The sequence below is a fragment of the Desulfoluna sp. CLI2B genome (assembly GCF_056847375.1).
Map to the genome: position 1 here is coordinate 2,511,905 of NZ_CP186557.1, position 25,137 is coordinate 2,537,041.

Sequence of the window (25,137 nt, forward strand, 5' to 3'; positions counted from 1 at the left end):
TATTTTTACCGAACAATCACGATTCCTCTTCCTTGCTTTCGGTAAAGTGCGCTAAAACAGATTCGATCTTCCTGGGGGACAGCCTGCCCATGTACTCCTTGTTCACCATCATGGTCGGGGCGAGAAAACAGGCCCCGAGACAGGCGACGGTTTCAAGGGAATATTTGTAATCAGGGCTTGTCTCCCCTTCATCGAGGCCGAGTTCCTTTTTCATGATGGCAAGAATGCTCCGGCTCCCCTTGACGTGGCACGCGGTGCCGCGACAGACCTTGAAGACATGCTTGCCCTTGGGTTTCAGGCTCAGACCGGCATAAAATTCGATCACCCCCTGCACCTCACTGGGATAGAGCTTCAACGCCGAGGCGATGGGGGCAATGGCCTCCGGCGGAATGTAGCCCAGCGCTTCCTGCACCTCCTGCAGAAGCGGGATAAGCCCCCACCTTTCCCCCCGGTGCTTCTCGATAATCGCCGAAAGCGTTTCCCAGTCTATCTTCCTTGGTTCCATCGGCACCTCCGCGCCCCTTTTCTTGATCAAATCGCTAAATGCTCTTCAACGTCCCCCACGTCCATACTCCCCCTGACCTATTCACCACTCCCTACTCACTACTTACCACTCACCATTCACTATCCCCTATTCACCCGTTCTATCTTTACCCTGCACGACATCCCCCCCTTCCCCCCCGCTTGCGAAAGGGGAAAAAGATTCATGACGTCGTTGCCCCAAAAGCCCCTGGGGATAAGCACCGCGCCCTTGGCCATGTCCGACGCGATAACAACGCGTCTTTCTATGGCCCCATGGCGGGATTCAATCCGCACCGGGTCTCCCTCCCGAAGGCCGAGCATCCCGGCATCCGCTTCGGAAATTTCCATGGCCCCGCCCTCTCCTGCCGTCCTGATCCGTTCCGAGTGAGATGTCCGTGTTCCGCTGCCTGCGTGAAGCCTTCGGGATCCTGCAACCATCATGAAGGGATAAGCCGGATCGTCCGTCCCTTCCGCATATGCGATGGGCTGAAAAGATATCCTGGCATCGTCTCCATGGTTCTCTACGGGACTCTCGTCACGTGCCCACAATGGGGCAAGGCCTTTGATCTCGACCCGAACCGCCTCCAACCCCAAGTCATCTCCACGGTATCCCAGCCCTTTTGCAACCAGGCCCAGGATATCGAGATCGGCCTTGGCTTCCCCCGGAGGAGGCACCGCAGGGGTAAGGCTGAACTCTTCCTTCCAGTAACGATCCGGTTTTTTCAGCTGGGGCTGCTCCGGGAAGCACCACATCCGCGATGTTCACGGTTTCGGTTTCAAGGATATCCTGCACCACCACAAGCTCGAGGTTTTCAAGGGCCGCCTTCACCCTCTGCTGCTGGGGCATGGCCCGAAGGGGGTTCTCCCCCATGATGTAGAGCGCCTTTAAGTCGCCTTTTTCAGCGGCTTCAATCATGCCGACCATGCTCAGCCCCGCGTCAGGAGAAAAATCCGTGCCCATCGCCCATGCACCCAACAGGTTGTTCTCACGTGTTGAGAACCATACCCCTGCAGGCGAGCGTCCCGGGTCTCCTGAGACAAGGGCAAGATTGATCAGGGCATTCAGCGCCGAGCCCCCGTCGTCGGCCTCCAACACCTCGCACCCGGCAACCAACACAACCCGGCGGCCTGCGATGATTTCTGCGGCCTCCTTGAGCACTTCAACGCCCACGCCTGCTGTGCGGCACATCGTTTCGATGTCAAGGAGGCTAACGTCCCGTTCAAAATCACCCAAATTATCGACCAACCCGGCGATGCCGTCTCGATGGGTGTTGCTGTGGCTGAGCACCAGGGCGGAGAGGGCATGCATCACCTGCCCCAGATGCCCGCTACCGGGTAATGGCCTTAGCCAGCGTGTCGAAAGGGATGTAAAATCCGAGGCCAGGCTGTCCATCACGATGAGCGGGACCCCGTTTCGTGCGGCCCTTTTCACGTGGTAACTCGCAACCGGGACGGTTTCCCCCTGATCGGCCCCGGCCATGACGATGACCTCAGCTGTTTCCATATCGGAAAGCCGGGCAGGCCCGAAGATGCCACGGGTTTTCCTGAAAAAATCAGCCAACCGGTTTCGACCGCAGAAACCGCCCCCGTTGTCGATGTTGTGTGTTCCGAGTATCCCCCTTGCCATTTTCTGGAAAAGGTAATTCTCCTCATTCGTGCATTTGGTGGAGCCGAAAAAGCCGATGGACGAAGCACCGTGCTTGTCCCTGATCTCAAGGAGCTTTTCAGATACAGCCGACACAGCCTCATCCCATGGGACCGAAGCCTGTTCTCCGGCCTTCCTCACCCTCGGGCGAAGGAGTCGGTGCGTTGAGTTCAGGTAGTCATGGACAAAGTGCCCCCTGACGCACAGGGTGACGCCGTTGACGCTTTCCCTTGAACGGGCAGGGCCCGCCTCCACAACCCTGCTGCCGAAAACGCCCAGGGAAAGAGAACAGCCCACGCCGCAAAAACCGCAGATCGTGTCATGCTCGCGCTCCGGGGTCCCGGCAAACACGCTCTTTTTCTGGGACAGGGCCCCAGTGGGGCACAGGGAAACGCAGGTCCCGCAGAATGTACAGGACGACTCGGTCAACGGGTGGCCATGGAGCGTTGCCGGACGTGAATCAAATCCACGCAAGCTGTAGTCGATGGTGCCCTGGGCAACGAGCTCCTTGCAGCCCCTGATGCATCGCCCACACAGGATGCACTTGGAGAGGTCCCGAACGATAAAGGGGTTCGACTCATCCAGTTCATTGGCATTGGGCATGGGATACAGCTCCGGCTCCCCCACCCCGAGCTCGGCCGCAACCCGTCGGAGCTGGCACCTGTTGCCCTTGCTGCAGACCACACAGGATTCCGGATGCTCGGCTATCATCAGCCGCACGATATTACGCCTGTGTCGCAAAACGCCCTTTGTGTCCGTCTGCACGCTCATCCCGCCTAAGACCGGGGTGACGCACGAGGCCAGCAGCCTTCCGCTGTGCTCATCCTCAACAAGGCACATGCGACAGGCTCCATGGGGTTTCAATTCCGGGTGATAACAAAGCCTCGGAATATAGATCCCAGCCGATTCCGCAGCCTCGAGAACGGATGTCCCGACCGGGCAACCGATTTTCTTTCCGTTTATTGAGATCACCGTTGATTCCAAAAGCCACTCCCCTTTGTTTCCTGGTTTCGCGGCAGCCTCTTTGCCTGCAAAAAAATAAACAGACAAAAAGGGTGAGCCCTTATCGGGGACCGATCTCAGGGACTGCGGGATCAAGGCGGGTCCAAATCAGAACGTCGGAGCTAAAATGGAATGAGAATGGGGACGAAGAAGACAAAAACAGGGAAGATCAATCCGAAACGATAGGCATTGGCAACGTCATGGCCGATTTTGTGACACCGTGGTTACCGTAAATATAGTATCTGCAGGCAGGCTGCCTGCCGTAGTTTGAATGGCGTGGGTACAGGGCCCTACAGGATCCTTGGATTCAAAGTACAGTCCGTCTTCTGTGAAATTGTGCATCATGACGATATGATGCGTTGTGGCGTGGCCTGACGTACGGGTGACTGGAATACAACATTCATCCCACGACATGTTTCTCATGCCTTTATGAATTGCCATGAGCGCCTCCTCCCCCTTGCGAGGCATAACCGGTCCGGCCATTGGGTGGGATTGGGGCCGGACGGTCAAACAGATGATACAACTAAAAACTTTATTTCAAAAATACCAATACTATTTTTTGTGTTCATTATACCATCCAACACAAAAGATACCAGGGCTATTATGTTGGTTTGCCAGGGAAATAGGCGTGAAACACATCCATCAAGTACAATATCAAAAATAGTACCTAATTTACCATTTTTCAGACAGTACCCCCCCCCGATGGGCAAAACGAAGCGTGCCCACCTTTGACAAGACAGCCTCAATGTTGAGGTAATCGACACGACACACCAAGGTTAAAGGACCATGTGAACCGACTGTGCGGGTGTCGCACGCGGTCTCAAAAACAATAAAAAGGGGTTACGACCGAATAGTCGTAACCCCTTTTTATTGTTTGGTACCGAAGAGGAGACTTGAACTCCTACGCCTTGCGGCACCATATCCTAAGCCCCGAATTTTCATCACACCAAGCCACAACAAACATCATAAAATCAAAATATTAGACGTGGCGACCCTCTATTCTCTTTAGTTTTGTGATACGTCATGATTACAAAATGACAAAATGCGCATGTACGGTCGTTTTCAGACAAAGCCATTTTAGAAAAATCGTTTGACAAACAAGACGACCGGTCGTATGCTACATTCCATGGCACAAAAAAAACAACATAACGATAAAAGAGAAAGAATTCTTCAGCAGGGTATCGAACTTCTGTCGGAGCATGGATATCACGGGACTGGCCTTAAGGTAATACTCGACGCTGTTAAGGTACCGAAAGGTTCATTTTATAATTACTTCAAAAGCAAAGAGCAATTTACCGTCGAGGTTATCCGGACATATAACAATGCTATGATGGAGCAGTTTGATCTTTATGTCGAAGAAAGTGACGGGGATGAATTGGAAATAATCAAGACCATGTATCTCCATGTTTTGGACAGTGCAGATGAGCAACAGTGCCTCAAAGGATGTCTTATTGGCGATCTTTCAGCAGAAATAGGCGGGCAGAGTAAACTCTGCGAGACTGCATTAAAATATGCTTTCAAGGCATGGCAGGACAGAATGACCGGATTGATACAAAAGGGTCAGGATTCTGGTAGCATTCGAAATGACCTCACTGCTGAGCAACTATCTATGTTGTTTTTAAATCAGTGGGAAGGGGCGTTGTTACGAATGAAAGTGGAGGGTGACACCGCATCTGCCCGAAACGCCCTTGATCACATGTTAGATGTTCTTTTTAAGAATAATTAGTGCCCCATTTCCAATTCAGAAATAAAAACGTTGCAAGCACCGGGTCAACCAAGGGGTTGCAAGGAGGCGCACTCCAAGGGCGCTTGTTTCACGGCGTACCTGTCGTACACTACACAAGCAACACCACAGGTTGATTCAGGGCTTATTGAATTGCTAAAAAAATTTATTGATGGAAGCGAACTGTTGATAGATTTTTTTTAGCGCAAGAACCAAGACGACCGGTCTACTATAACATTGAGGTTAAGGAGAAAATGATATGAAAAATAAGTTTCGAGGTCATGACGAGGCAGTTCTTTAGGTGAGGGTTTATGCCTTTCATGAATTTCGCCAATCACTAAGCAAACAGTACAAAATCAATAAACAAGGAATGAAAATGAAAACAAAATCAACATTTGAAAAAACCAGTGTAGGTGGCATTGAAGTGAAAAACAGGATTTTTCGATCAGCCACTCATGAAGGGACCGCAAAGAACGGCCAGGTCAGTGACCTGTTGTTAGATACGTATCGTAATCTTGCTAAAGGTCATGTAGGGCTCATCATCACGGGGTACCATGTTTTTTCAGAAACCGACCACCACAGTAAAGGAACGGTGGCTTTGAATGAGGCCTCACTGCCAGGATTACAAAAATTAACCGAAACCGTTCATCAACATGGATCTAAAATCGTGACTCAAATCAACCATTCAGGTTCTCAACTATTATCTCCGCCAAAGGGGCAGGTCTATGGTCCTTCAGAGGTAGCTGATCCTGTCAGTGGTATTACCCCTCTGTCATTTACGAACCAACAGATAGGAGAGTTTATTACAGAATTTAGCAACGCTGCTTTAATAGCTAAAAAATCTGGATTTGACGGTGTGCAGATTCATGGTTCACCTTATTACAAATTTTTAAGTCCGGCTTTTAATAAAAGAACAGATGACTATGGTGGTTCACCTGTTAAAAATGCCCGTATTCTTGTCGAAATATTAAACGAAATTAAAGCAAAATGCGGAAAAGACTACCCTGTTTGGGTCAAGCTGAATTGTTCAGACTTTCATCCAACAGATGAAGGGTTAAAAGAAGAGGATTTTCTTTTAATTGTAAACGAATTAGCAAAAAATGGAATCGATGCCATTGAGGTAAGCGGCGGAACCCTGACTGGTAAACACGCACCAAGCCGATCAAAAAAACATACAGCCTATCATCTCGAATATGCGGAAAAAGTGGCCAACAACGTATCTGTTCCGGTTATTCTTGTCGGTGGGCTCAGAAATATTGATACTATTGATCGTATTCTTTCAGAAACAAACATAGCGGCAATATCCATGTCACGCCCCCTGATTCGTGAACCGGAACTTGTCGAAAGGTGGATGGCAGGCGACAGGCAGGATGCTGCATGTATAGCCTGTAATGGGTGCTATAACCCAAACGGCACAATTTGCTTTTTTGAATTAGGAAAGGAAGAAAAAGCAGCACAAAAAGAAACGATGAAGTTCCTAAAGTCACTTGAAAATAAATCATAATCTCAAAAAGGAGGAAGCCATGGAGACTATTCGCAACACGATGAACTCATTCGTAAAAGATCACTGGTCACCGGCCCAAAAGGAAAAAGCTGAAACTGTCCTTTCATTCGTACAACACCTGATGAATGATCACAATTTTGAACTCATTGAACAGCAGTATTCAAATGCCACTTACATCCAGCATAATCGAAGCATGGAAGATGGCATTGAGGGGGTGGTTAATTCTGTCAGCACCCTTGCAAAGCGATTTCCGGACTTTTCCTATGAAGTAAAAAACATTTTTGTCGACGGTGACTATGTCATTCTGCATTCGACTGCAGCGAACCGTGCAAAAACATCGGGGAAATGATCGAAAAGGGTTCAATATTATTGATACCTGGCTTGTTAAAGACGGAAAGTTAACGGAGCACTGGGATGCGGTTCAGCCTCTCGATAGTTTTATGCGTTTGTATTACTGGATCACAGGTGGTGCAGTGCTTAACACAAATGGGGTTTTCTAACCAGTTATTCCATTTGCCATGTGGGCTAAAGATAGAATCCATAAATTTCAAAATCTACTAATAGCTTAGCCTGGCATGCATTACGTGGCATTGGTCAGTAGAAATATACATCTATATTTTAAGAGGAAATAATTATGTGGAAAATCATCATAATATCATTTTTTATTGTGAGTTGCGTTGCCTTTTCAACCGATATTCACGCACAGTCAGAGAAATTAGCTATAAATTTCGAATCCCTGCAGAGAGAAAGCTGGTCAGAACAAGAAACAGAAAACGCAAAACTGATTACGGATTTTGTACAAAACCTAATGAACAATCACAACTTTGACTATGTTTTGGAGAAATATAACGACGATTCAGACAACTACTAACAGAAATTTCTGAACAATCACAGCGCCTGGCAGCAGTTCCGGAAAAATTTGTTCAAGGATTTATCCAGATTTACACGTATGAGGAAAACAATTACGTGGATGCTAAATCAATGGGAATTTTTCAACCACATGCAACACTAAAAGAAAAGGATCGAGGAAATGACCGGAAAGGGATGAACATCATAGATACGTGGAGGCTTAAAAACGGTAGAATTGTAGAACACTGGGACTCGATTCAACCACTTGATACATCCATGCGATTCTATAATTTGCTAAAAGGCGGTAAAATCAGAAATGCCAATGGGGTATTTTAAGTGTGTAAAAACTATCACCCCCAAGATGCTCATTCAAGACAACTATGGAGGAGCTGTTTGTAGCTTCATCGTTCACCTTAACAAAGCCACTGTCATGAACTCTGCCTTGTAGAGCAGGCCTCAGGACAGTGAAATTTAAGAAAATGAAGAAAACGGCCGATAACGACAAGGTCTCCTATGAGGCCTTGCGCCCGTTTCTGAATCTCTCAAAAATGCTGCCGAAATAATCAAGGAACACAGGAACCGGATCATCAGAGAGTGTAAATTTATCTGTGTATCTGGCTGTGGTATTAACCTCCTGAAAGGAGAATGTCACCATGGCCAAAAAGCAGAGTCGTATAGATGCACTTTTAGATGAGTTGCTCAAAGATGAAGACCCTAAAGAACTATTTAATAAAGATGGACTTCTTGAGGATTTAACCAAACGCCTTGTGGAACGCGCCTTGGAAGGCGAGCTGACCGATCATCTCGGCTACCAGAAGAATGAACGCCAAAAGAGTCGCTCGACAAACGTCCGTAATGGCAATACAAAAAAGACAATTGTAACGAATCGAGGTTCACTTGATATTGAGGTTCCCAGGGATCGAGATGGTGATTTCGAACCTCAGTTAGTCAGAAAGCGCCAAAAAAGGCTTCCAGGGTTTGATGACAAGGTCATTGCACTATATGCTCGCGGAATGACAGTGAGAGAGATCCAGGGCCATCTCAAAGATCTCTATAGTGTTGAAGTATCCCCGACACTGATCAGCAATGTGACCGACAGCGTCATAGATGATGTTCGCCAGTGGCAGTCTCGTCCGTTGGATACGGTCTACCCCATCGTTTACCTGGATGCAATATATCTAAAGATTCGTAAAGGCAGCCATGTTGAAAATCGAGCTGTTTATCTGGCATTGGGTGTAAACCTTGAAGGTAACAAAGAGCTTCTTGGCCTCTAGATTGGAGAGGCTGAGGGTGCAAAATTTTGGCTTGGCATCCTCACTGAGCTTCAAAGCCGAGGGGTAAAAGATATTTTGGTCGCTTGTGTTGACGGCTTAAAGGGCTTTCCTGAAGCCATTGGGAACGTCTTTCCTCAGACGGAAGTCCAGCTCTGTATCGTTCATATGGTGCGTAATTCTTTGAGATACGTTGGTTGGAAAGAGCGAAAGAACGTCGTAAAGAGTTTAAAGGAAATCTACACTGCACCCACAGAAGACGCTGGTTTGAGAGCTTTGGATCAATTTGAGCAAGAGTGGGGAGAAAGGTTCCCAATTATCGGCCAAATATGGCGTTCTAAATGGGAAAATATAGCGCCGTTCTTCCGTTACCCAGAACCGATACGTAAAGTCATTTATACGACAAATGCTATCGAATCTTTGAACGCATCATTGAAGAAAATTACAAAGAAACGGGCAGCTTTTCCAACAGAGGATTCAGTGCGAAAGGTTCTGTATCTGGCGATATTAAAGGCTTCTGAGAAGTGGTCGCGCCCCATCAGGGACTGGGCTGCTGCTCTCAACTATTTTTCGATTGTATTTGAGGGGAGAGTCCCTCTTTGATTTAAACGCCAGATACACAGTTTATTTGACAGTCTCGATCATCACGGCCAATGAGTTTAAACCCCTCATGGACGCAACGCACTTTCAACACCCTTATTGATAGCGAGGTGCAAGTGGATATAGGCCGTAACCTGTTTCCTGTTCCCCCTTATCATGGATACATTGTCGTTCCGAACGCCATTGTACCGATTGGCAGATTATTACTCATCTCAGGATCTCTACTGTCTTCTGGGGGCACCGATGAACCCAAACGATCTTCAAGATCACAGACCGGACTTGAAGCAACTTATGATCTCGCTTCTTTGCACCGACCGAAACATACCCGTGAGAGACGGGAGTGCCAGTGATAATAAGCTCAATAACGAAACTACTAACCAGATCTCAACGCACCTGACTAAACATGGCATTGGAACCGGTGCTTCGGTTTATGTGGCAGGCTCGGCCATGCTCATCGGACAGAATATCCTCGACGTTTCCGCGGTGACAATATCAAGTTCATCACTCGTCTTCCTGCCCAGCAACCGCTGCTAGGCCATACGAGGAGCGACGGAAAGAGGTGAGGATGCTTGGATCCATATCGGCAAGCTCTCCCAAGATCAGGCGACCAATAGTCCAGCGGCTTTATCGGTAACAGGAAGCAGCGGTAACTCTCTATGGCGCCGAATAAGGGCTTTGGTGGTCCATTTTTCCGCCCACGACAAACGACGACATAAGAAAATCGATCGTCAACTCACAAAAGATCGGGAAAGCCTTGAAAAACAGAGCTGCGAAGCTTGATCAATCGAGTTCCATTGCAGGGAGGACGCCCAAGATGCTGCTGAAAAGTTGGCCGCGGCTCGTTCGGCTCTCCATGATATCAGGGTATCTATAGAGAATGACCCCAAGTACGGCAAGGGACGTCCGCCAAAAGGAAAAGAGCAATGAGTGCCCCCATACTAAACAGCATCTGGGCCACGGGCTATTACATCGGCATGCAGAGAAATGAGATTGTAAACCTGAAGCGTCGGAAGATTACCGTTGATGATGATATCACGAAAGATGATGAGGCTCGTTTTCACCCCCTCCCCTCTTCTGGAAATCTTCCTTGATCTTCCCCGGCACCTACACACAGATTATACCCTCCTTTACAAGTCTCTCCCTGTAAAAGACATCCGCGGATCACTGCAAAAGGCCTGCAAGCTCACAGACATCCCCTACGGTAGAAAATCAAAAGACTGAATCACCTTCCACGACCTTCGCCACACCTTCATAACAAACATGAGACGAGCGAGAGTAGATGAGACGGTCATCATGAAAATCACAGCTCACTCGACCCGGGAGATGTTCGACAGATACAATTTTGTATCGGACGAGGAGGCTGTCGACGCGATGCACCAATTTGAGGGATTTTTGAGAAACGGACAAGTGTCGCAAAAGTGTCGCAGACGGGCTCTGGGGACAAAAAAAGGGTTACGGCGACCTCACCGTAACCCTTTGTATTTATCATTGGTACCGAAGGGGAGACTTGAACTCCCACGCCTTGCGGCACTAGATCCTAAGTCTAGCGTGTCTACCAATTCCACCACTTCGGCATGTTGTTAATTTATACAGGACCTCATTTCCATTTGCAACGATCAATGAGGGTCTGAAAAACCACGTTTTTATACAGTCCCAGCAGCATGCTGTCAACCCGTTTTTTACCCTTTCACGTCATTCCGTACCAAGGTGGGCCAATCCCTGAAAAGTGCGCCAACCTTGAATTTCACGTTGACCCCTCCCCCATTTTACGGTAGTGTATAGACAGGTGTGACTGATGGTGGCAGCCATACGGTCCCCTGCAAGCCGTTCAGCGAGGGTCTACTGCCATAGCTCACCTCCGAACGGCTTGGCCTTAAAAGCAAAGCGGAATGCATGAAACATGCATTCCGCTTTTTTAATGGAATCACCGGGAGGTCACCCGGCACCCGTATAAGCAATTGATCTGTTTACCCACACGCCTTCTGCCTGTCATCCCCTCCGTAGGTATAGCCCCCGTAATAAGCGCCATAACCATAATAGTAGTAACCGCCGTTTTTCTTCCCTGCCCCGTTAATCACCAGGCCCTTTACGTCAGCCCCCACATGCTCCATGGCCTTGAGACCGCGGTCCAGCATGTCGTAGGTGGTCTTACCGGCGCGTACCACCACCACCGTGGTATCCACAAGGCGGCTCAGGATCAGGCTGTCCGAAACAGGCATGACGGGAGGCGAGTCAATCACCACCATATCGTAGACCTTCGACATTGAGTCCAGAAAGGCCTTGAGACGCTCAGAGCTGAGGAGTTCCGAAGGCAAGGGCGGGACCGGTCCGGCCAGGGCCGCATGGAGGTTCTCGACATCTGTCTTTACAACAACGGATTCATCGCTGTTGCCGCTCAGGTAGGAGCTGAGGCCCACTTCGCTGGTAAGACCCAACAGATTTCCAAGGTTGGGCTTCCTCAGGTCCCCGTCGATAATCAGCACCTTTTTCCCGCTGTTGGCAAGGGCCGTAGCCAGGTTTACGGCGGTGGTGGTCTTTCCGTCTGCCGGGGCCATACTGGTAAAAAGAATCCTCTGGGGCGGGGTGTCTTTACTCGTGAGCATCAGGGCCACCCTCAGGGACTTGTAGCTCTCTGAAACACTGGACAAAGGAGCCTCTTTCAGAACCGTCTCGATACGCCCTTCCTTGGCATCCATTTGAGACACCACGCTGAGCACAGGCAACTCAAAACGCTCTTCGACTTCCTCAACAGACTTAACGGTGTTGTCCAGGTACTCCACAAAAAAGGCGAGCCCGACGCCGCCGAACAGCCCGAGCAGCACCCCGAGCAGGAGGTTGCGGGCACGATGCGTATCCACCGGCTCCACAGGGGGGACAGCCGCCTCAACGGTCCAGACACTGACTGTCTGAACCTCTTCAGAAAGGGTCTGCTCTTTGATTTTAGCGATAAGGGCGTTGTACAGGTGGCGATAGGTCTCCACATCCCGTTTGAGAATCTTGTACTGCACATATTTCTCGCTCAGAGTGATGGCCTCGCTCTTGGCAGCCAGAAGCTGTGCCTTAAGGTTTTTCACATTTTCACGGGCCATCTCATAGTTGTTCTGGATGGACCGGATCACCCGCTTGGTTTCTGTGGCGAGCTTGTCTTGAAGGAGGGCAAGCTCATTGGTGCTGCGGATCATCACCGGATGACGTCGCCCGTACTTTTTGGAATGCTCCAGGATGGTCTGTTCTGCTTTGACCAGGTCACGGCGGATATCCTGAATGGCCTCATCATCTGAAACAGCCGGAACGGTAAGGGCCTCTTCGGTTGTGACAGTACGCAGCCTCTCGCTAATGGCCCGAAGCTCTTCTTTGCGGGTCTCCTCAACAGTCATTTTGGCGGAGAGTTCGTTAACACGCTGGGGCCCGATGTTGATATTGTTTTCGATGGCCACGATGTCCTGTTGGCGCATGTAGGCGTTCAGGGCCTTTTCCGCGGCTTCAAGTTGCTTTCGCTGTTCTTCGGCCTTCTTACTCATCCACTCTACGGTATACCCGGTGGCTTTCATACGCATTTCAAGGAGCTCATCCATGTAGGCGCGGGTAAAAGCGTTCACCACCATGGATGCAATAACCGGGTTGTCGAACTCATAGCTGATGTTGACGATCTTGCTGTCTTTGGTTGGCTTGATCTTCAGTTCTTCGATCAAGATCTTGGCAATAATATCAACATCGGTAACGGCGCCCCCTTCCAGCCCCTGGTCCTGCCCTTCCGTGGCGGAAAATGATTTCATCACGTCCCTGCCCCACGAAACGGCGTCTTCCCACAACGAGCCCTTTTCTTCATCTGTCTCCAGAAACCAGGAACCATAGCGCGTGGCAAGCCCCAACCTCTCCACCACCTTAACGGCTACAGGCTTGCTTCGAATGATCTGAAACTGGGTTTCAAGGAACTGGGGGTCCCAGCGCACATAGCCCTGGGACTCTATGATGGGTGAAGAGCTTTCGTTTTTTTCGATCAGGAGCCGGGTCGTGGCTTCCCAGGTAGGTTCCAGGTTGGAGGTAAACACCCCGATGATCGTCAGGACCAGAGTTAAAATAAAAAAAGTCAGGACAGTCAGCCGCCGCTTTTGAATCACCCGCCAGTAATCGCGTAAGTGGATCTCTCTTTCTTCCATATCAGAAAAAACTCTCCTGTATCACAATGATGTCTCCGGGGATTACTTTCTCACCCATATCAACGTCTTCGAGAATCTGCTTCTCCCCGTCGACCCGGCGGATGACCTGAGCCGTTTTCTTATACGCCCTGCGCGTGAACCCAGAGGCCATGGTGACAAGGACCATGATGGAAGTGTCCTCGTCGATCTCGTAACGCCCCGGTTCAGTCACCTGCCCAAGGATATTGGCTTTACGGCTGCGGTACTCATCGATAAAGACATTGATCTGAGGGTTCACCAGATACTCTTCATCCACGTACAGCCGCATCAGGTGCTCGGAAATCTCTTCCCCGGTCAGCCCACTCACCTTTACGCTGCCTACAAAAGGCATCTTGATGGTGCCGTCGGCACTCACCCGTACATTCATACTCAAATCTTCGTGCTCATACACCTTGATAGACAACAAATCCCCTTTGCCGACCCGGAAATTTTGCGCTAAAGCCGGACAAAGAGGACCAAGTAAGAAAATAAGAATCAATAGCACTGCTGTATTTCTCATAATTCCCTTCGATAATAAAAAATGTCGTGTGGGGGGGATGTTCGGGCAAGGGCTAAGGGAAAAACCAAACCAACCGGCGTGTTAAGGCATATTCTTCAAGGAGCCATTCACACGCCGGCCCCTTTATTCCCCTCAGCCCCGTTTTGCCCTTACATCGAGGCTGTTACGGTCAACATCACGCTGTTTTCCGTGTAATCACTCTGGTCACTTTTGTCTCGGCCGGAAGCGCTTCTGTCCGTATACATATAAGCGAGGCTTCCGTAGATTCGCTTGTTAAACTGATACTTAACCGACGGTGAGACCGTATAGGTGGTGTCGTCCCTGTCGATTTTCTTATACTCTTCCTCGGAGACAGAGAGGCGCAGCGCAGAATTGATACGCGACGTCAGACTATAGGTTCCCGAAACGCTCAACATACTTTCCGTGACAAAACGGCTGGTGGTGGTTTCTTCATTCCCTCTTTTCGCGTTGGCGCAAAGGTCGATTCGGTCACTCAGGTCGTAACTGACAAAGGCCTCAAGACCGATGGTGTCATCAGTCTCATCGAGGTCATCGAGGTCCTTGTTTATGTAACCAATTTTACCCATGGCGTTGATACGCTCGCTGGCATCGTATTTGACCCCTGCAAACACCTTGAATTCCGTACTGTCAAAATCTTTCGTATCGTAATCGATATCCGTATGGGAGATCTCGCCGAAGAGCGTCGTCTTGGGCCGGATATCGAAAAGGACAAAGCCCGTTGCATACAAGTCTTTACGATCTTTTTCCGGGGCGTCAGAGTTATAGTTCACATCGTAGTAGCCCAAATCCAACCGCGCTTTCAGCTTATCGCTGATGGCATAGGAGGTGGTCAGCGCCAGCAGGTTATTGTTATACTCAGCACTGTCCGTCTCTTCTTCTACGGCATCCCGGGAGTCCTGGTATTGATCCATCAATTCAAAGGAGAGGCCCCCGGCAAGGTTCCAGGCCGCATAGGCATCGAGTTTATGGGAGATAAAATCCCGCTCATCGAAATCCAAATAATTCTCGAAGGTCGGAGCATATCTGAAAAAGCCCTGGTACCTGCCCATCTCTTCATTCTGAAACCGGGTCTGGGCCATGCCGCCCGGTACGGAGCTGGAAGCAGCAATGTTGATCACCTCGGCATCGGCACCGGGAAGGGCCAGCCATACCCCCGGGGTGATGTAGCTGATCAAGTCATCTTCTTCGTCGTCGTTGGTGGCAAACACGTTATCCGTGTATTCCCCGGAAAAGGAGATAAAAGGATGAATCACATCCGACTCAAGCCCGAACATCTCTTGAGAGTAAAGATCACACCACCCAGACGCGGCCATCAACAGAAACACCACAATCCCAAATCCGAACCCTATCCACTTCGTTCGTTTCACTTTTTCACCTATTATTTATGGTAAAGGCTGAAAACCGACCTCAAAATCATTTCCGCGATAAACAAGACAGCTACCACGTCGCGTCTTTCATATTGAGCCTTATACCGTGATGCATTTCCCCTGCCCGCCTATAAGAGAGCGAATGTGACAGCGGGAATCCAAGCCCCATGTTTCCGGTCTTTGGCAAGATCGCCATGGTTTAGTTGGGGCTAACATCCTCGGAGGGCGGATTATCGATGGTAACGGGAGGCTGAGTGACCGGAGTATCGTCGATATCTATCTCCGAGCCATCGTCATCAGATTTCGTGGTAAAGGTCTGAGCTTCAGTGGCCGTATCCATAGCAACTTGTGCAGCGTCCACTGTCATTCCTGCCTCAGTGGCCCCCACGGTAATTTGGTCTGAAGTCGCACCGGCCTCCATGGCGCTGCCCACAACCTCAAGGACGTTCTCACCTGCGTTGATGGCCGCGGCCACCACCTCGCTTGAGACGGATTGATCCGAGACGACTGCAGATGAGACAACCTCATCTGCCTGGGCACCGGCATCAAGAGCGGCGGTAACCGCTGTGCCCGCAGTTGTTGAATCTGCTTTTACGGCGGCAGCCACAACATCTCCCGCCATTGCATTGGCGCCAACCGCAGCTGCAACTACGTCACCGGTTGTGGAAGGATCCGCCGTCACGGCAGCAGTTACGACCTCGGTAGCGGATGCATTGGCGGCAATGGCTGCTGCAACGGCCTTTCCTGCCGATGAGGGATCTGCCTTGACGGTCTCTGAAACAATGTCGGCAGCCGGAACATCGGCAGCGATGGCTGCGGTCACAACGGTTCCGACATCGGCATTGACGGTGGAAGCAGCAGCGATCACAGCGCTTTTGTCGTCAACCACCTTGAAACCGGACGTCAGTGCAACCTGGACGGCTTCGGGATTGATCGTGTTAACCTCGGAAAGAAATTCCGACAAAGAGACATCGTTGGTCATGGCAAACTGCAGGGCTTCCTGCATCATCATGGAGTCGGAGACACCACCAAATTTAATGGCATCGCTCAATACCGTCTTCCAAGTCGGAATCTCTTCCGCTTCCGGCGCCCCAAAACTTAACGAAACCGAACCGAAAACCAAACAAACCGATAAAACGACTACACCCCACTTTTTCATGGTGCCCCCTTGGCGCATGAGTTAAATAAGCCGGTCGCTCCAGAAAAACGGAGCACTCTACCGAATGAAGTTATATTATTTAATCGCCATCACTATCTGACGATATATTTCCCATTGACTGGCAGCAGTGCAAAAAAATTCGAGTATCTATACCGGATATTTCGCGAAGGCGATCAGGAATCCCTGAGCCATTAGTTTATACACCAAAAGAGACTGGCGAAATCCGTGGGATAATGCGACAACCCTATGAAGGTAAACATACCCCGTAACCGAGTAAGCAAGTCACTATCAGAACGATTGATACACCACACCCATACAATTCGGGCCTAAGATCAAGAAAGGCAACGCTGCCGAATCTGGTTATATCCTGATGCGTTTCACTACAGAGTATTCATGATAGTCCGAGCCATGAATACTGATCGATACCAAGGGGGGAGGATAACAGATAGTTACTTAAACATAAGAGACATAATCGCACAAGTTTTTTTACATGTTTTTTCAAAGTAATAATAGGTTGGCACTTCACAAAAATCACTCAAAAGCAACTATCATAGTACTTGCCGTAAAAAGGTTGTTTTACTTCATTTTTGGTAAAATCAAATTGAATCATACACGCCACAAGACGCTCTCTCAAAAAAGCAACGCCCGTTTGCCTTTCGGCTTCGGCACCAGGGTCAGATTCCCCTTCCCCCTCGAAAAGTAATTCAATGAGGAGTCCTTTTTGACCGGTTACGACGAAGCCTGCCAAAAACCCGGGCTCTTTGTCGCCTATCATAAACGGCGTGACATCGCCAGCACACCACCGTCGCTCAAAGAGAACAGCCCCTGAATCCGATTTTGTGACTTTCACATGGAAGCCGTGAAGCCCCAGCTGTTCTGCGAAACCTGCGGCTTCCAGCCAGATTCTGCCCAAGTCCGGGGAATCAGGAAGAGCCGAAGAGGACCACCCCTTGGCAGTTTCCGGCCTACCCTTGGGAATCCATGGCCACCTTATTTGGCCCCAAAGCCCCTGGCTGCCCCGCGTGTTCATGTCAAGAAAGGGCCAAAACGTCACACTTGCCATGCCTCCATACGTTCGCCACCGAAACGTGCCAAATAATATCAAACAAAGCTGATAGTATCCCTTTGAAATAAAGGTTCTATCGCCCGCTTCCCATCACAACAGCCCGTATGGTGGACAGGAAGATCTTTGCATCCAGCCCCAGGGACCAATTGTCGATGTACTCCAGGTCCATCTTCATCCATCCTTCAAAGCTGACATCATTCCGGTTGGGGGTCACCTGCCAGATACAGGTCATTCCGGGTTTCATGGAGAGCCTTCGGCGTTGCCACAGCTCGTACTCACTCACCTCACTCGGAATGGGTGGTCGTGGCCCGATGAGGCTCATTTCCCCACGTACCACGTTGATCAACTGGGGCAGCTCGTCCAGGCTGGTTTTTCTCAAAAAGGTCCCGACGTATGGAATGACCCGGGGGTCTTTTCGAATTTTAAAGGCCGGGCCGTCTGCTTCATTTGCCTCCATTAACTCGTCCAGCATTGTATCGGCACCCACAACCATGGTGCGAAACTTGTAAATCTCAAAAAACCGCCCGTTCACCCCCATGCGCTTTTGCTTATAAAAAACCGGCCCGGGAGAGATGAGCTTGATGGCCAGACCGATGACCAGAAAAAACGGTAAAGAGACGACCAGCATGATGCAGGAAAAAACATAGTCATACACATTTTTCAGCATCAACCCCACGGCATCCGAGGAGATCATGTGCATCTTCATGGTGGGAATCTGTAGAAAATTTTCAAATGAAACCGACGCATTGCCTGGTTTATAAACCAATTTATGAATCTGCCAGTCCGGCACGATGCGGACGCTTACGCCCATGCTCTCTGCAAGGGTCAGGTAGCCGGACGCATTTGGGATCAACTTCAACGGCATGGCAAAGATCAACTCATCCACAACGGTTTCCTTGAGAATCTCAGCAAGCTTTTCCACATTGTCGAGAACCGTCACGCCGGGGATCACTTCCCGTCCGATGCGAGAGGAATCGACGTCCAAACACCCCTGGATGATGTACCCCGATCCTTTCTGCTTTTCAATTTTCCTCAGGATGTCCCTGGCACGTTCCAGGCTTCCCACAACCAGAATATTTCGCGTGTTGTACCCACGCTTTCGGATCCTATCCAACACCAGATAGATTATGGCCTTGCTGACACAAAGCATCACCATGTTGAGGCCGCCGAAAATAAGAATCATACCACGACTTACATCATGGTTTTTCAATGCATATAAAACGGCCCCAAATACCAGCAGGCTAAAGCAAACGGCCTGGGAGGCGTTAACCAGAACCTGCATGAGGCTTCGTTTTCGATAGGGCTCATACAGGTTGAAGGCCTGAAACGTCAGTCCCCAGATAACCGTCACCATAAAAAGAAGGGTGTAATAATTAGGGGCCGTGGACAGCCCCCCTGCCCCGCCGGGAAGCAGGTATTTTTTGGTAAAGTAGGCCCCCACAAAGGCCAGCATCGTAATTAACACATCGATAAAGAGATGAAACCGGACAATAACCCTGTTCTTTTCTTTAAGCATGAGAATCCCTCGGTTTTCAGATACAAATGCGCCCAACAAGGCACCTTTCGTGCCGATACCATAAACGCTAAGGGGGGGAGAATGCTTCGGTTCATCAACAACTCAATCACCAAATCAAAGGTAGGACGACAGCCGCTTTAGACCTGCCGTTGCTCTTCGGTTGTCCGGGTCAACAATCAACACCCGCTCGTACTCCTCTGCGGCGCGGTAGGGAATACCCATTTTGAGGTAGGTGTCGCCCGTCAGAAGTCGTATCTTCGGATGGCCGGGAAAGTACTCAGAGGCTCTTTGGAGGACCGACAGCGCCATGTCGTAGTCCTTCTCAGTCATATAAACCCGGTAAATTTTCATGAAGTGCCAGGGTCTCAGCGAATCGTCGCACTCCAGATAATCCATTGCCCGGAGAATCGCCTCACGTGCCAGTTCACCATGGCCGAAGGCACTCATTGTATCGGCGAACACAAAGCGAGGATAGATGCGCTCGGGCAGCATCCCGTAAATGGTTTCCTTGGATAACCCGTGGTAAAGAAGCAACGAGATGCACGCCTTGATGTTATCCTTAGATACATCAAGGAGCATGGCTTGCTTGAGGTACAGGGACGCTTCATCGGTTTCTCCAGCACCGAGAAGCCATCCGGCAAACATTTTGCGCCTGTCCGGGTTGGCCGCGTCATGGGCGACGGCCCTCTCAAAATAGTGACGCCCCAAGACCTTCCGGTTTCTCCGGCACGCATACCGGGCGGTGTACTGGAGGACGCTACTGTCCACCGGGCATAAGCGCAGAGCCTGCGTCAACCACCCTTTCGCCATATCCCCCTCTCCGTAAACAGCAAAAACCTGTGCCAGGGCAAAGGGATAGGCGGGTTCAAGGGGGGCGAAAAACGCTGCCCAATGAAGGGTTTCTATCACTTGCGACGACTCTTGCAACGTGGTGTCACCTGAGACAACCGTTCCGGCCACACGATCAAACAAAGCGGATGCCCGTAGGGAACCGCCCTGGTAAACGCCGACCAGCAAGAGAAAAACCACTGTGAAAACCCAGGTAACCCGTTTATGAACCGATGTGGATTCCGCCAGGAATGTCTCCTGCCTGCCGCGAAGCCGCGTATGGGAAGCGGCCACGGCGAGGCCGCACATAAAGAAAAAAACAAGGCCATTGGCATTGCTGTAGAAATTAAAATCCACAACACTATGAAAGCAAATCGCCAGAATTCCGGTAAAGGAGCCGAGATACAGGCAATGGGCATAGGGATCACGGCGTTTGCGATACATAGCCCAGGTGGCGCGAAACAGGGCAACAACGAACCACACCACCAAGAGGCACCCAATCACCCCGCCGCATGAGAGCAGCTCAATGTAATCATTGTGGGCATGTCCTACGGATTTCTGGCCCTGCAAACTCCGATAACCGGGGTAAATCGCCTCAAAGGTCCCCACTCCTGTACCTGTCAGAAAAAAATCGTTCACCATGCCGTAGGCATCGTTCCAGATGGTAAAACGAGAGTTAACCAACTTCCCTTCTTCATTAAAGGCTCTACCGAACCGCTCAACAATGGGTTCCCACCCAAACCAGGAGACAGAAAGAAGGATCAGCAGCACAGACAAAGAGACAAACCGCTTTCGCCGCGACGTCCCCTTACGAAGAGAAAAAAAGCCGACCAGGCAAATCATGGACAGGCACAGAGAGATAACCCCACCTCGAGAAAGGCTGAGAAACACAGACGTCCCCATGAGAACCGCCGCAAAGCCCAGCAAAAGGTGAAGGTGCCCTGCCGCCCCACTCCAGAACTCCACCACCCTCTCCCGCCAGGAGCCATACCTTGCCTGGGGTCGATAATAGAGATAAAGCCCCAGCACCATCGGCAAAATCATGCCCATAAAACCGGAATAGTGGTTATGGTACACATACGGCCCGACATGGGTGTTGTTGGCAGGCCCTGCATAAAAACCGTAAATTTTTCCGTTGGTAAAAAGAGTTTCAACAATGGCATAGACAGCCATGACACCGGCAAGACCTGCAACGACGAGAACGGTTTTCTTCAGCTTGTCCCGATCCGAAAGAAGCTGCACCGTACCCCAATAAAACAAAAGATAGGCTGAAAACCGAAAACCCTCCGCCAGGGTTTTCCCGGGGTAAACAGAAAGAGGAATCCACGAGAACTCTTCCAGCGGGCCAAGGTTCTCCCGATAGATGAGATAGGTGGCAGGAGAAACCCACTTGACCAGTGTGGCAGGAAGAGGCACGGCTTGAAACACGAGCCAGCCCACAAAAAGTCCAAGAGGCAAAAGCCCGGGAACACGGTATGGTGTTGCATTTCCCTTAAGTGCAAGAAGATAAAACACAGCTCCAAAAACGCAGCTCAACTCCAAGATGGCAAGAGCCAAGGTGTCGCGGGCGCCAAAAGCAAGGGGAGAAAAGATCAGAACAAACAGAAAAATCCGGTAGGATACGTTACGCATAGAAAAGGATTCGATTTTTTTGTTATAACGGAGAGGTGACATCCTCAATTAGAACATCCACAATCCGCTGCGCGGCCTTGCCGTCCCACAACTCCGGTACCGAGCCGGTCTTGACATTGCCTTTTTTAAGGCCATCATATGCAGCAAGAATGTTGGCGCCGGTGGTTCCGATGAGGGTGTTTGTCCCCTCTTCCACGGTAACGGGCCGCTCAGTGTTATCGCGGATTGTAAAGCAGGGAACCCCCAGGCCCGTGGTCTCCTCCTGAAGCCCCCCGCTGTCGGTAAAGACAGCATAAAGGGGCTCCTCCAACAAAGAAAGTCTCCCCATAACCAAGGGTTTAATTTAACGATGCGCTCAGACATCCTGACACCAAAAGAGTCCAGCATCTTTCTGGTTCTGGGGTGAACGGGAAACAGGATGGGGGTCTCTTCGGCCACCTGGTTCAGGGCCCTTACAATATCGCTTAGCTTTTCCTTGTCATCCACATTGGACGGCCTGTGCAGGGTCAAAAACAAATATTGGCCCAAGCGAGCCTTCAGATCATGACAGGCAAATTCAGAATCCATGGTGTCAAGGACCTTTGCATGCTGAAACAGGAGGTTGTCGATCATCACGTGGCCAACATAATGAATGGACCCGCTTGATTTCCCCTCCCTCAAAAGGTTCTCGTTGCCGTGCTTCTCCGTGGTGAAAAAATAATCGGTAATGGCATCGGTAACCATCCTGTTGATCTCTTCGGGCATGGCCATATCAAAACTCCGGAGCCCCGCTTCCACATGGGCCACCTTGATCAACAGCTTTTTGGCAACAATACTGCACGCCAAGGTGGAGTTCACATCCCCCACCACAAGAACTACATCAGGGGCTTCATCAAGGCATATCTTTTCAAACGCCACCATGATCTTTGCGGTCTGTTCCGAATGGGAACCGCCACCAGCGTTGAGGTGATAGTCCGGCTTCGGAATGCCGAGGTCTTCAAAGAAGCTCTCGGACATATTCGCATCATAGTGCTGACCCGTATGAACGAGCTTGTAGTCAAGTTGCAAACCATTTTGGTTTGCTTTGATCTCACGAATAATGGGTGCAATTTTCATGAAATTGGGGCGAGCACCGGCAACGAGCAATATTTTCATTTTTTTATCCAACACTTAAATAGGGGTTGCTGAACAATTTTGCGCGATTAATTTCAGGACATGAGGTTAGTCAGCTGCAGAGGCAAAACGTGGCACATTGAAAGACCACCACCGAATTGGCTCTTTGAAAAGCAGGCACAACAAAATGGCTTTCAGCCATTTTTCTATATTCATGACTAAAAAGCAAAGTGAGATAGCAGTTTCACTGGTCTTTGCCAATTTTGTCATCACACGGCCAAGGCAGTATCGTCTCTTTGCTTGTCCAAATTTGCCTTCAATGGGGATTCGATCTATTTCGTCTTGTCGGGCCTGAAGAGATTTTTCGATTAGTTCAGCCTCAGTTTCTGCGTTTTTTTCGGTGGTCTTCCCAAAGGAGGTCCAGATATACGAATGCCATGGCGTTTGCAATATTTACGATTGTCTCTGGTTCGGTATACCTGATCAACGTGTACCGATTTAGGGTAAACCTCAAACCGTTTCTTGTAACGCTCGATTTGTCTCACCAGGTCCTGGTTTTCATTGAAGTTATCCCAGCTGATTCGGCCAATGAAAGCATAGCCATCAACAAGGCTAACGGACAGTTTAGCGCCGAACTCTGTATCACGCCCGGCTTTTCCACGTTTGATTGGTCGTACATGCGGTTGGTTGATGTTAATGATTCGGTCATCGATCCTTTTCTCCCGCCGATCAAACATCATTTTGTGCTGTCGATAGAGCTCGGTAATCACAAGAGGATCTTAGTACACCTTCGGCTTCAGAACTTGGAGGCCTACTTCTTTGGACAGCGCGTCAATATACCCCAGATTTCTGTTCAAGTACCCTAATTGAAGTCTCAGGATCTGACGTCGTTTACTGGTACTCATCCGTTTACTTTTTGAAGCGGAGAGATACTCTTTTCTCGCCTTTTTACGGTATGTTCGAGGCTTGATACTACCTGGGTTTCGAGTGCCATGAAAATGTCAATCATGTGCTCAGATCTTTCCCTTGCGTTGTTGATCAGCTTGAAATCAGTAGGGAAAGAGATATCAGCGGGTGCGCAGGTGGCATCAACAAGCAATTTGCCTCGGTTGGATGGCCCTCCACCCTTTTTGTTATAATCGTCATCGGCCTTTTCTTTTGATGACGCAGCTGACCTCAGAGCACGCTTTCTAACCGATTCGTTGATGCGCGAAATGATATCTGCAGTAAAACGTTTTCGAAAATGGACCAACATACTTGGATTAAAAGGAGGCTCGTCGGAGAAAGCCTTCATGCCACAGAAATACTGCAGGTATGGGTTTTCTCGAATTTGCTCAACACATTCACGATCACTTACTTACAAGCGTGCCTTAATAATGAGTGTAGCAAGAGCCATTCGTGCTGATATTGCTGAGGGGCCTTGACCGCATTGAGTTAGCTTTCCATGGTACTCATTTTCAAATTCGTCCCAGGGAATCAGGTGACCCAATTTTACATAGCGGTTGTATAGGGACAATCTGCCGCCAAAAGGTAGCTCAAATTCTAAAACAAATTGCTTCTCATTGTGCCTGTAAATGAATTTTTAACCTCAAAGTGCAAGGCTTTTTCAAAAATCAGCCTGTTATCATTGCAGCTCAAGCACAAAACACATCACGTTTCGGTGCCGTTCTCAGTGGAGACAGATTATTGAAAACCTCGCACAAATACCTGAGAAAAAAATATAGTCCGAGTTGAGAATGGGAAAAGCACAAAACAAGCCTCCAGCGGTACGGAGTGGCGACCTCTCTAAAACGCTATATACATTCATTTGTAGAGAGGGGATTGTTGTAATTTTCGTGCTACTCGGGTTATCTATTGTTTCATATTTTTATTGTCATGGCCTAACATTTCTTTCATAACAAGCCAAAGAAATGCGGGGTTTGTGCGAGCATATCTGCGCCACATCCGCCTGGGTTCCTGAATAATCCTGTAACTCCACTCCATTCCGGTTTTCTGCATCCACACCGGTGCTCTCTTCGTTTTTCCGGCAACAATATCAAAACTCCCACCGACGCCCATGCAGAAAGGAACATTCATCACAGGCATCCATCTGTTCAGAAATTTTTCCTTCATAGGTGAAGAAAATCCTACGAAAAGCATGTCTGCATGGCTCTCTTTGATCATGCTCGCAATGCCCTCTTCTTCATCTTCTGAATAGTATCCATTTCGATACCCCGCCACCTTTAAATCTGAATATTTTTTTTGAAAGGATTCCACCACCCCTTTCACAACCCCCTCCTGAGCGCCGAAGAAAAAAGGCCTGTATCCCTTATCACTGCACACACGGATAAGTTTCTGAAATAAATCCACACCGGCAACACGCTCAGGGAGCGGAACCCCCAATAGCCAAGAGGCCCAGACAATGGGCATGCCATCCGCATTGATAATGTCACAGGATGCGATAATATCTTTTAACTTAGAGTCCGATTGCATCTCCACAAACTTTGAAACATTCACAACCACGTGCTGACACATAGCTTTGTTGTGAATTGATTTTTCAACTTCAATTATTGTTTGATTCATGTTGTATGAATCGACAGGGCAGCCCATGACATCAATTCTGGACATCGGTATCCTCTTCAAAGAATTTGACGAAAACGCAT

General features: G+C 49.4%; 18 protein-coding genes, 1 tRNA gene and 4 pseudogenes. 8 read left to right on the forward strand and 15 right to left on the reverse strand.

Going from position 1 to position 25,137, the window contains the following annotated elements; all coding sequences use genetic code 11:
• Positions 1–16: 16 nt before the first annotated feature.
• The 3 genes from ACOYW2_RS11920 to ACOYW2_RS11930 all read right to left on the reverse strand — a co-directional run bounded on the left by ACOYW2_RS11920 (position 17) and on the right by ACOYW2_RS11930 (position 3,139).
• Entirely contained in the window at positions 17–505 is a 489-nt protein-coding gene (locus ACOYW2_RS11920) for an NADH-quinone oxidoreductase subunit NuoE family protein (RefSeq protein ID WP_482770538.1), read from the reverse strand.
• Positions 506–624: 119 nt separating this feature from the next.
• Positions 625–963 carry a molybdopterin dinucleotide binding domain-containing protein gene (locus tag ACOYW2_RS11925; protein ID WP_482771020.1) on the reverse strand — a complete coding sequence of 113 codons (339 nt, stop codon included), beginning with the start codon at positions 961–963 and terminating at the stop codon, positions 625–627.
• Between the two features lie 154 nt (positions 964–1,117).
• A complete protein-coding gene (locus ACOYW2_RS11930) occupies positions 1,118–3,139 on the reverse strand; it encodes a molybdopterin-dependent oxidoreductase (RefSeq protein WP_482770539.1) in 2,022 nt (673 codons plus the stop codon).
• A gap of 1,156 nt (positions 3,140–4,295) precedes the next feature.
• Between ACOYW2_RS11930 and ACOYW2_RS11935 the strand changes: the two genes are divergently transcribed.
• The 8 genes and pseudogenes from ACOYW2_RS11935 to ACOYW2_RS11970 form a co-directional block, all read left to right on the forward strand.
• Positions 4,296–4,895, forward strand: coding sequence for a TetR/AcrR family transcriptional regulator (locus tag ACOYW2_RS11935; protein ID WP_482423103.1), 600 nt, complete (start codon positions 4,296–4,298; stop codon positions 4,893–4,895).
• Between the two features lie 373 nt (positions 4,896–5,268).
• Positions 5,269–6,396, forward strand: coding sequence for an NADH:flavin oxidoreductase (locus ACOYW2_RS11940; RefSeq protein ID WP_482770540.1), 1,128 nt, complete (start codon positions 5,269–5,271; stop codon positions 6,394–6,396).
• 19 nt (positions 6,397–6,415) lie between these two features.
• Complete coding sequence (locus tag ACOYW2_RS11945; protein WP_482770541.1) at positions 6,416–6,745, forward strand: nuclear transport factor 2 family protein; 330 nt, start codon at positions 6,416–6,418, stop codon at positions 6,743–6,745.
• A 285-nt stretch (positions 6,746–7,030) separates the two neighbouring features.
• Entirely contained in the window at positions 7,031–7,267 is a 237-nt protein-coding gene (locus ACOYW2_RS11950) for a hypothetical protein (RefSeq protein WP_482770542.1), read from the forward strand.
• A gap of 95 nt (positions 7,268–7,362) precedes the next feature.
• Positions 7,363–7,581 carry a hypothetical protein gene (locus ACOYW2_RS11955; protein ID WP_482423107.1) on the forward strand — a complete coding sequence of 73 codons (219 nt, stop codon included), beginning with the start codon at positions 7,363–7,365 and terminating at the stop codon, positions 7,579–7,581.
• A gap of 317 nt (positions 7,582–7,898) precedes the next feature.
• Positions 7,899–9,119: pseudogene (locus ACOYW2_RS11960) on the forward strand (IS256 family transposase).
• Between the two features lie 920 nt (positions 9,120–10,039).
• Positions 10,040–10,207, forward strand: coding sequence for a hypothetical protein (locus tag ACOYW2_RS11965; RefSeq protein WP_482770543.1), 168 nt, complete (start codon positions 10,040–10,042; stop codon positions 10,205–10,207).
• Between the two features lie 130 nt (positions 10,208–10,337).
• Positions 10,338–10,460 (forward strand): annotated as a pseudogene (locus ACOYW2_RS11970) (tyrosine-type recombinase/integrase); the annotation flags it as partial.
• A 145-nt stretch (positions 10,461–10,605) separates the two neighbouring features.
• Here ACOYW2_RS11970 and ACOYW2_RS11975 read toward each other — a convergent pair.
• The 12 genes and pseudogenes from ACOYW2_RS11975 to ACOYW2_RS12030 all read right to left on the reverse strand — a co-directional run bounded on the left by ACOYW2_RS11975 (position 10,606) and on the right by ACOYW2_RS12030 (position 25,102).
• A tRNA-Leu gene (locus ACOYW2_RS11975) sits at positions 10,606–10,690 on the reverse strand.
• A 393-nt stretch (positions 10,691–11,083) separates the two neighbouring features.
• The gene (locus ACOYW2_RS11980; RefSeq protein ID WP_482770544.1) at positions 11,084–13,276 is read right to left on the reverse strand and encodes a GumC family protein; all 2,193 of its coding nucleotides are present in this window, start codon (positions 13,274–13,276) and stop codon (positions 11,084–11,086) included.
• 1 nt (position 13,277) lies between these two features.
• Positions 13,278–13,814, reverse strand: a complete 537-nt coding sequence (locus tag ACOYW2_RS11985; protein WP_482770545.1) for a polysaccharide biosynthesis/export family protein — start codon at positions 13,812–13,814, stop codon at positions 13,278–13,280.
• A gap of 149 nt (positions 13,815–13,963) precedes the next feature.
• Positions 13,964–15,202 (reverse strand): outer membrane beta-barrel protein, encoded by a 1,239-nt coding sequence (locus tag ACOYW2_RS11990; RefSeq protein ID WP_482770546.1) that lies wholly within the window; start codon positions 15,200–15,202, stop codon positions 13,964–13,966.
• A gap of 199 nt (positions 15,203–15,401) precedes the next feature.
• Positions 15,402–16,361 (reverse strand): hypothetical protein, encoded by a 960-nt coding sequence (locus tag ACOYW2_RS11995; protein WP_482770547.1) that lies wholly within the window; start codon positions 16,359–16,361, stop codon positions 15,402–15,404.
• Between the two features lie 535 nt (positions 16,362–16,896).
• Complete coding sequence (locus tag ACOYW2_RS12000) at positions 16,897–17,274, reverse strand: hypothetical protein (protein WP_482770548.1); 378 nt, start codon at positions 17,272–17,274, stop codon at positions 16,897–16,899.
• A 226-nt stretch (positions 17,275–17,500) separates the two neighbouring features.
• The gene (locus ACOYW2_RS12005; RefSeq protein ID WP_482770549.1) at positions 17,501–18,943 is read right to left on the reverse strand and encodes a sugar transferase; all 1,443 of its coding nucleotides are present in this window, start codon (positions 18,941–18,943) and stop codon (positions 17,501–17,503) included.
• A gap of 114 nt (positions 18,944–19,057) precedes the next feature.
• Positions 19,058–21,403 carry an O-antigen ligase family protein gene (locus ACOYW2_RS12010; RefSeq protein WP_482770550.1) on the reverse strand — a complete coding sequence of 782 codons (2,346 nt, stop codon included), beginning with the start codon at positions 21,401–21,403 and terminating at the stop codon, positions 19,058–19,060.
• A gap of 22 nt (positions 21,404–21,425) precedes the next feature.
• Positions 21,426–21,731 carry a UDP-N-acetylglucosamine 2-epimerase gene (locus tag ACOYW2_RS12015; protein WP_482771021.1) on the reverse strand — a complete coding sequence of 102 codons (306 nt, stop codon included), beginning with the start codon at positions 21,729–21,731 and terminating at the stop codon, positions 21,426–21,428.
• Positions 21,698–22,537: pseudogene (gene wecB, locus ACOYW2_RS12020) on the reverse strand (non-hydrolyzing UDP-N-acetylglucosamine 2-epimerase); the annotation flags it as partial. The pseudogene wecB and the gene ACOYW2_RS12015, both read right to left, overlap by 34 nt.
• A gap of 66 nt (positions 22,538–22,603) precedes the next feature.
• A pseudogene (locus ACOYW2_RS12025) lies at positions 22,604–24,071 on the reverse strand (IS5 family transposase).
• Positions 24,072–24,346: 275 nt separating this feature from the next.
• Complete coding sequence (locus tag ACOYW2_RS12030) at positions 24,347–25,102, reverse strand: WecB/TagA/CpsF family glycosyltransferase (protein WP_482770551.1); 756 nt, start codon at positions 25,100–25,102, stop codon at positions 24,347–24,349.
• Between the last annotated feature and the right edge of the window lie 35 nt (positions 25,103–25,137).

What these genes read in the sequence shown, in the direction of transcription:
- ACOYW2_RS11920 (WP_482770538.1), bottom strand. Translation starts at nt 505, where the DNA reads ATGGAACCAAGGAAGATAGACTGGGAAACGCTTTCGGCGATTATCGAG.
- ACOYW2_RS11925 (WP_482771020.1), bottom strand. Translation starts at nt 963, where the DNA reads ATGATGGTTGCAGGATCCCGAAGGCTTCACGCAGGCAGCGGAACACGG.
- ACOYW2_RS11935 (WP_482423103.1), top strand. Translation starts at nt 4,296, where the DNA reads ATGGCACAAAAAAAACAACATAACGATAAAAGAGAAAGAATTCTTCAG.
- ACOYW2_RS11940 (WP_482770540.1), top strand. Translation starts at nt 5,269, where the DNA reads ATGAAAACAAAATCAACATTTGAAAAAACCAGTGTAGGTGGCATTGAA.
- ACOYW2_RS11945 (WP_482770541.1), top strand. Translation starts at nt 6,416, where the DNA reads ATGGAGACTATTCGCAACACGATGAACTCATTCGTAAAAGATCACTGG.
- ACOYW2_RS11950 (WP_482770542.1), top strand. Translation starts at nt 7,031, where the DNA reads ATGTGGAAAATCATCATAATATCATTTTTTATTGTGAGTTGCGTTGCC.
- ACOYW2_RS11965 (WP_482770543.1), top strand. Translation starts at nt 10,040, where the DNA reads ATGAGTGCCCCCATACTAAACAGCATCTGGGCCACGGGCTATTACATC.
- ACOYW2_RS11980 (WP_482770544.1), bottom strand. Translation starts at nt 13,276, where the DNA reads ATGGAAGAAAGAGAGATCCACTTACGCGATTACTGGCGGGTGATTCAA.
- ACOYW2_RS11985 (WP_482770545.1), bottom strand. Translation starts at nt 13,814, where the DNA reads ATGAGAAATACAGCAGTGCTATTGATTCTTATTTTCTTACTTGGTCCT.
- ACOYW2_RS11995 (WP_482770547.1), bottom strand. Translation starts at nt 16,361, where the DNA reads ATGAAAAAGTGGGGTGTAGTCGTTTTATCGGTTTGTTTGGTTTTCGGT.
- ACOYW2_RS12005 (WP_482770549.1), bottom strand. Translation starts at nt 18,943, where the DNA reads ATGCTTAAAGAAAAGAACAGGGTTATTGTCCGGTTTCATCTCTTTATC.
- ACOYW2_RS12010 (WP_482770550.1), bottom strand. Translation starts at nt 21,403, where the DNA reads ATGCGTAACGTATCCTACCGGATTTTTCTGTTTGTTCTGATCTTTTCT.
- ACOYW2_RS12015 (WP_482771021.1), bottom strand. Translation starts at nt 21,731, where the DNA reads ATGGGGAGACTTTCTTTGTTGGAGGAGCCCCTTTATGCTGTCTTTACC.
- ACOYW2_RS12030 (WP_482770551.1), bottom strand. Translation starts at nt 25,102, where the DNA reads ATGTCCAGAATTGATGTCATGGGCTGCCCTGTCGATTCATACAACATG.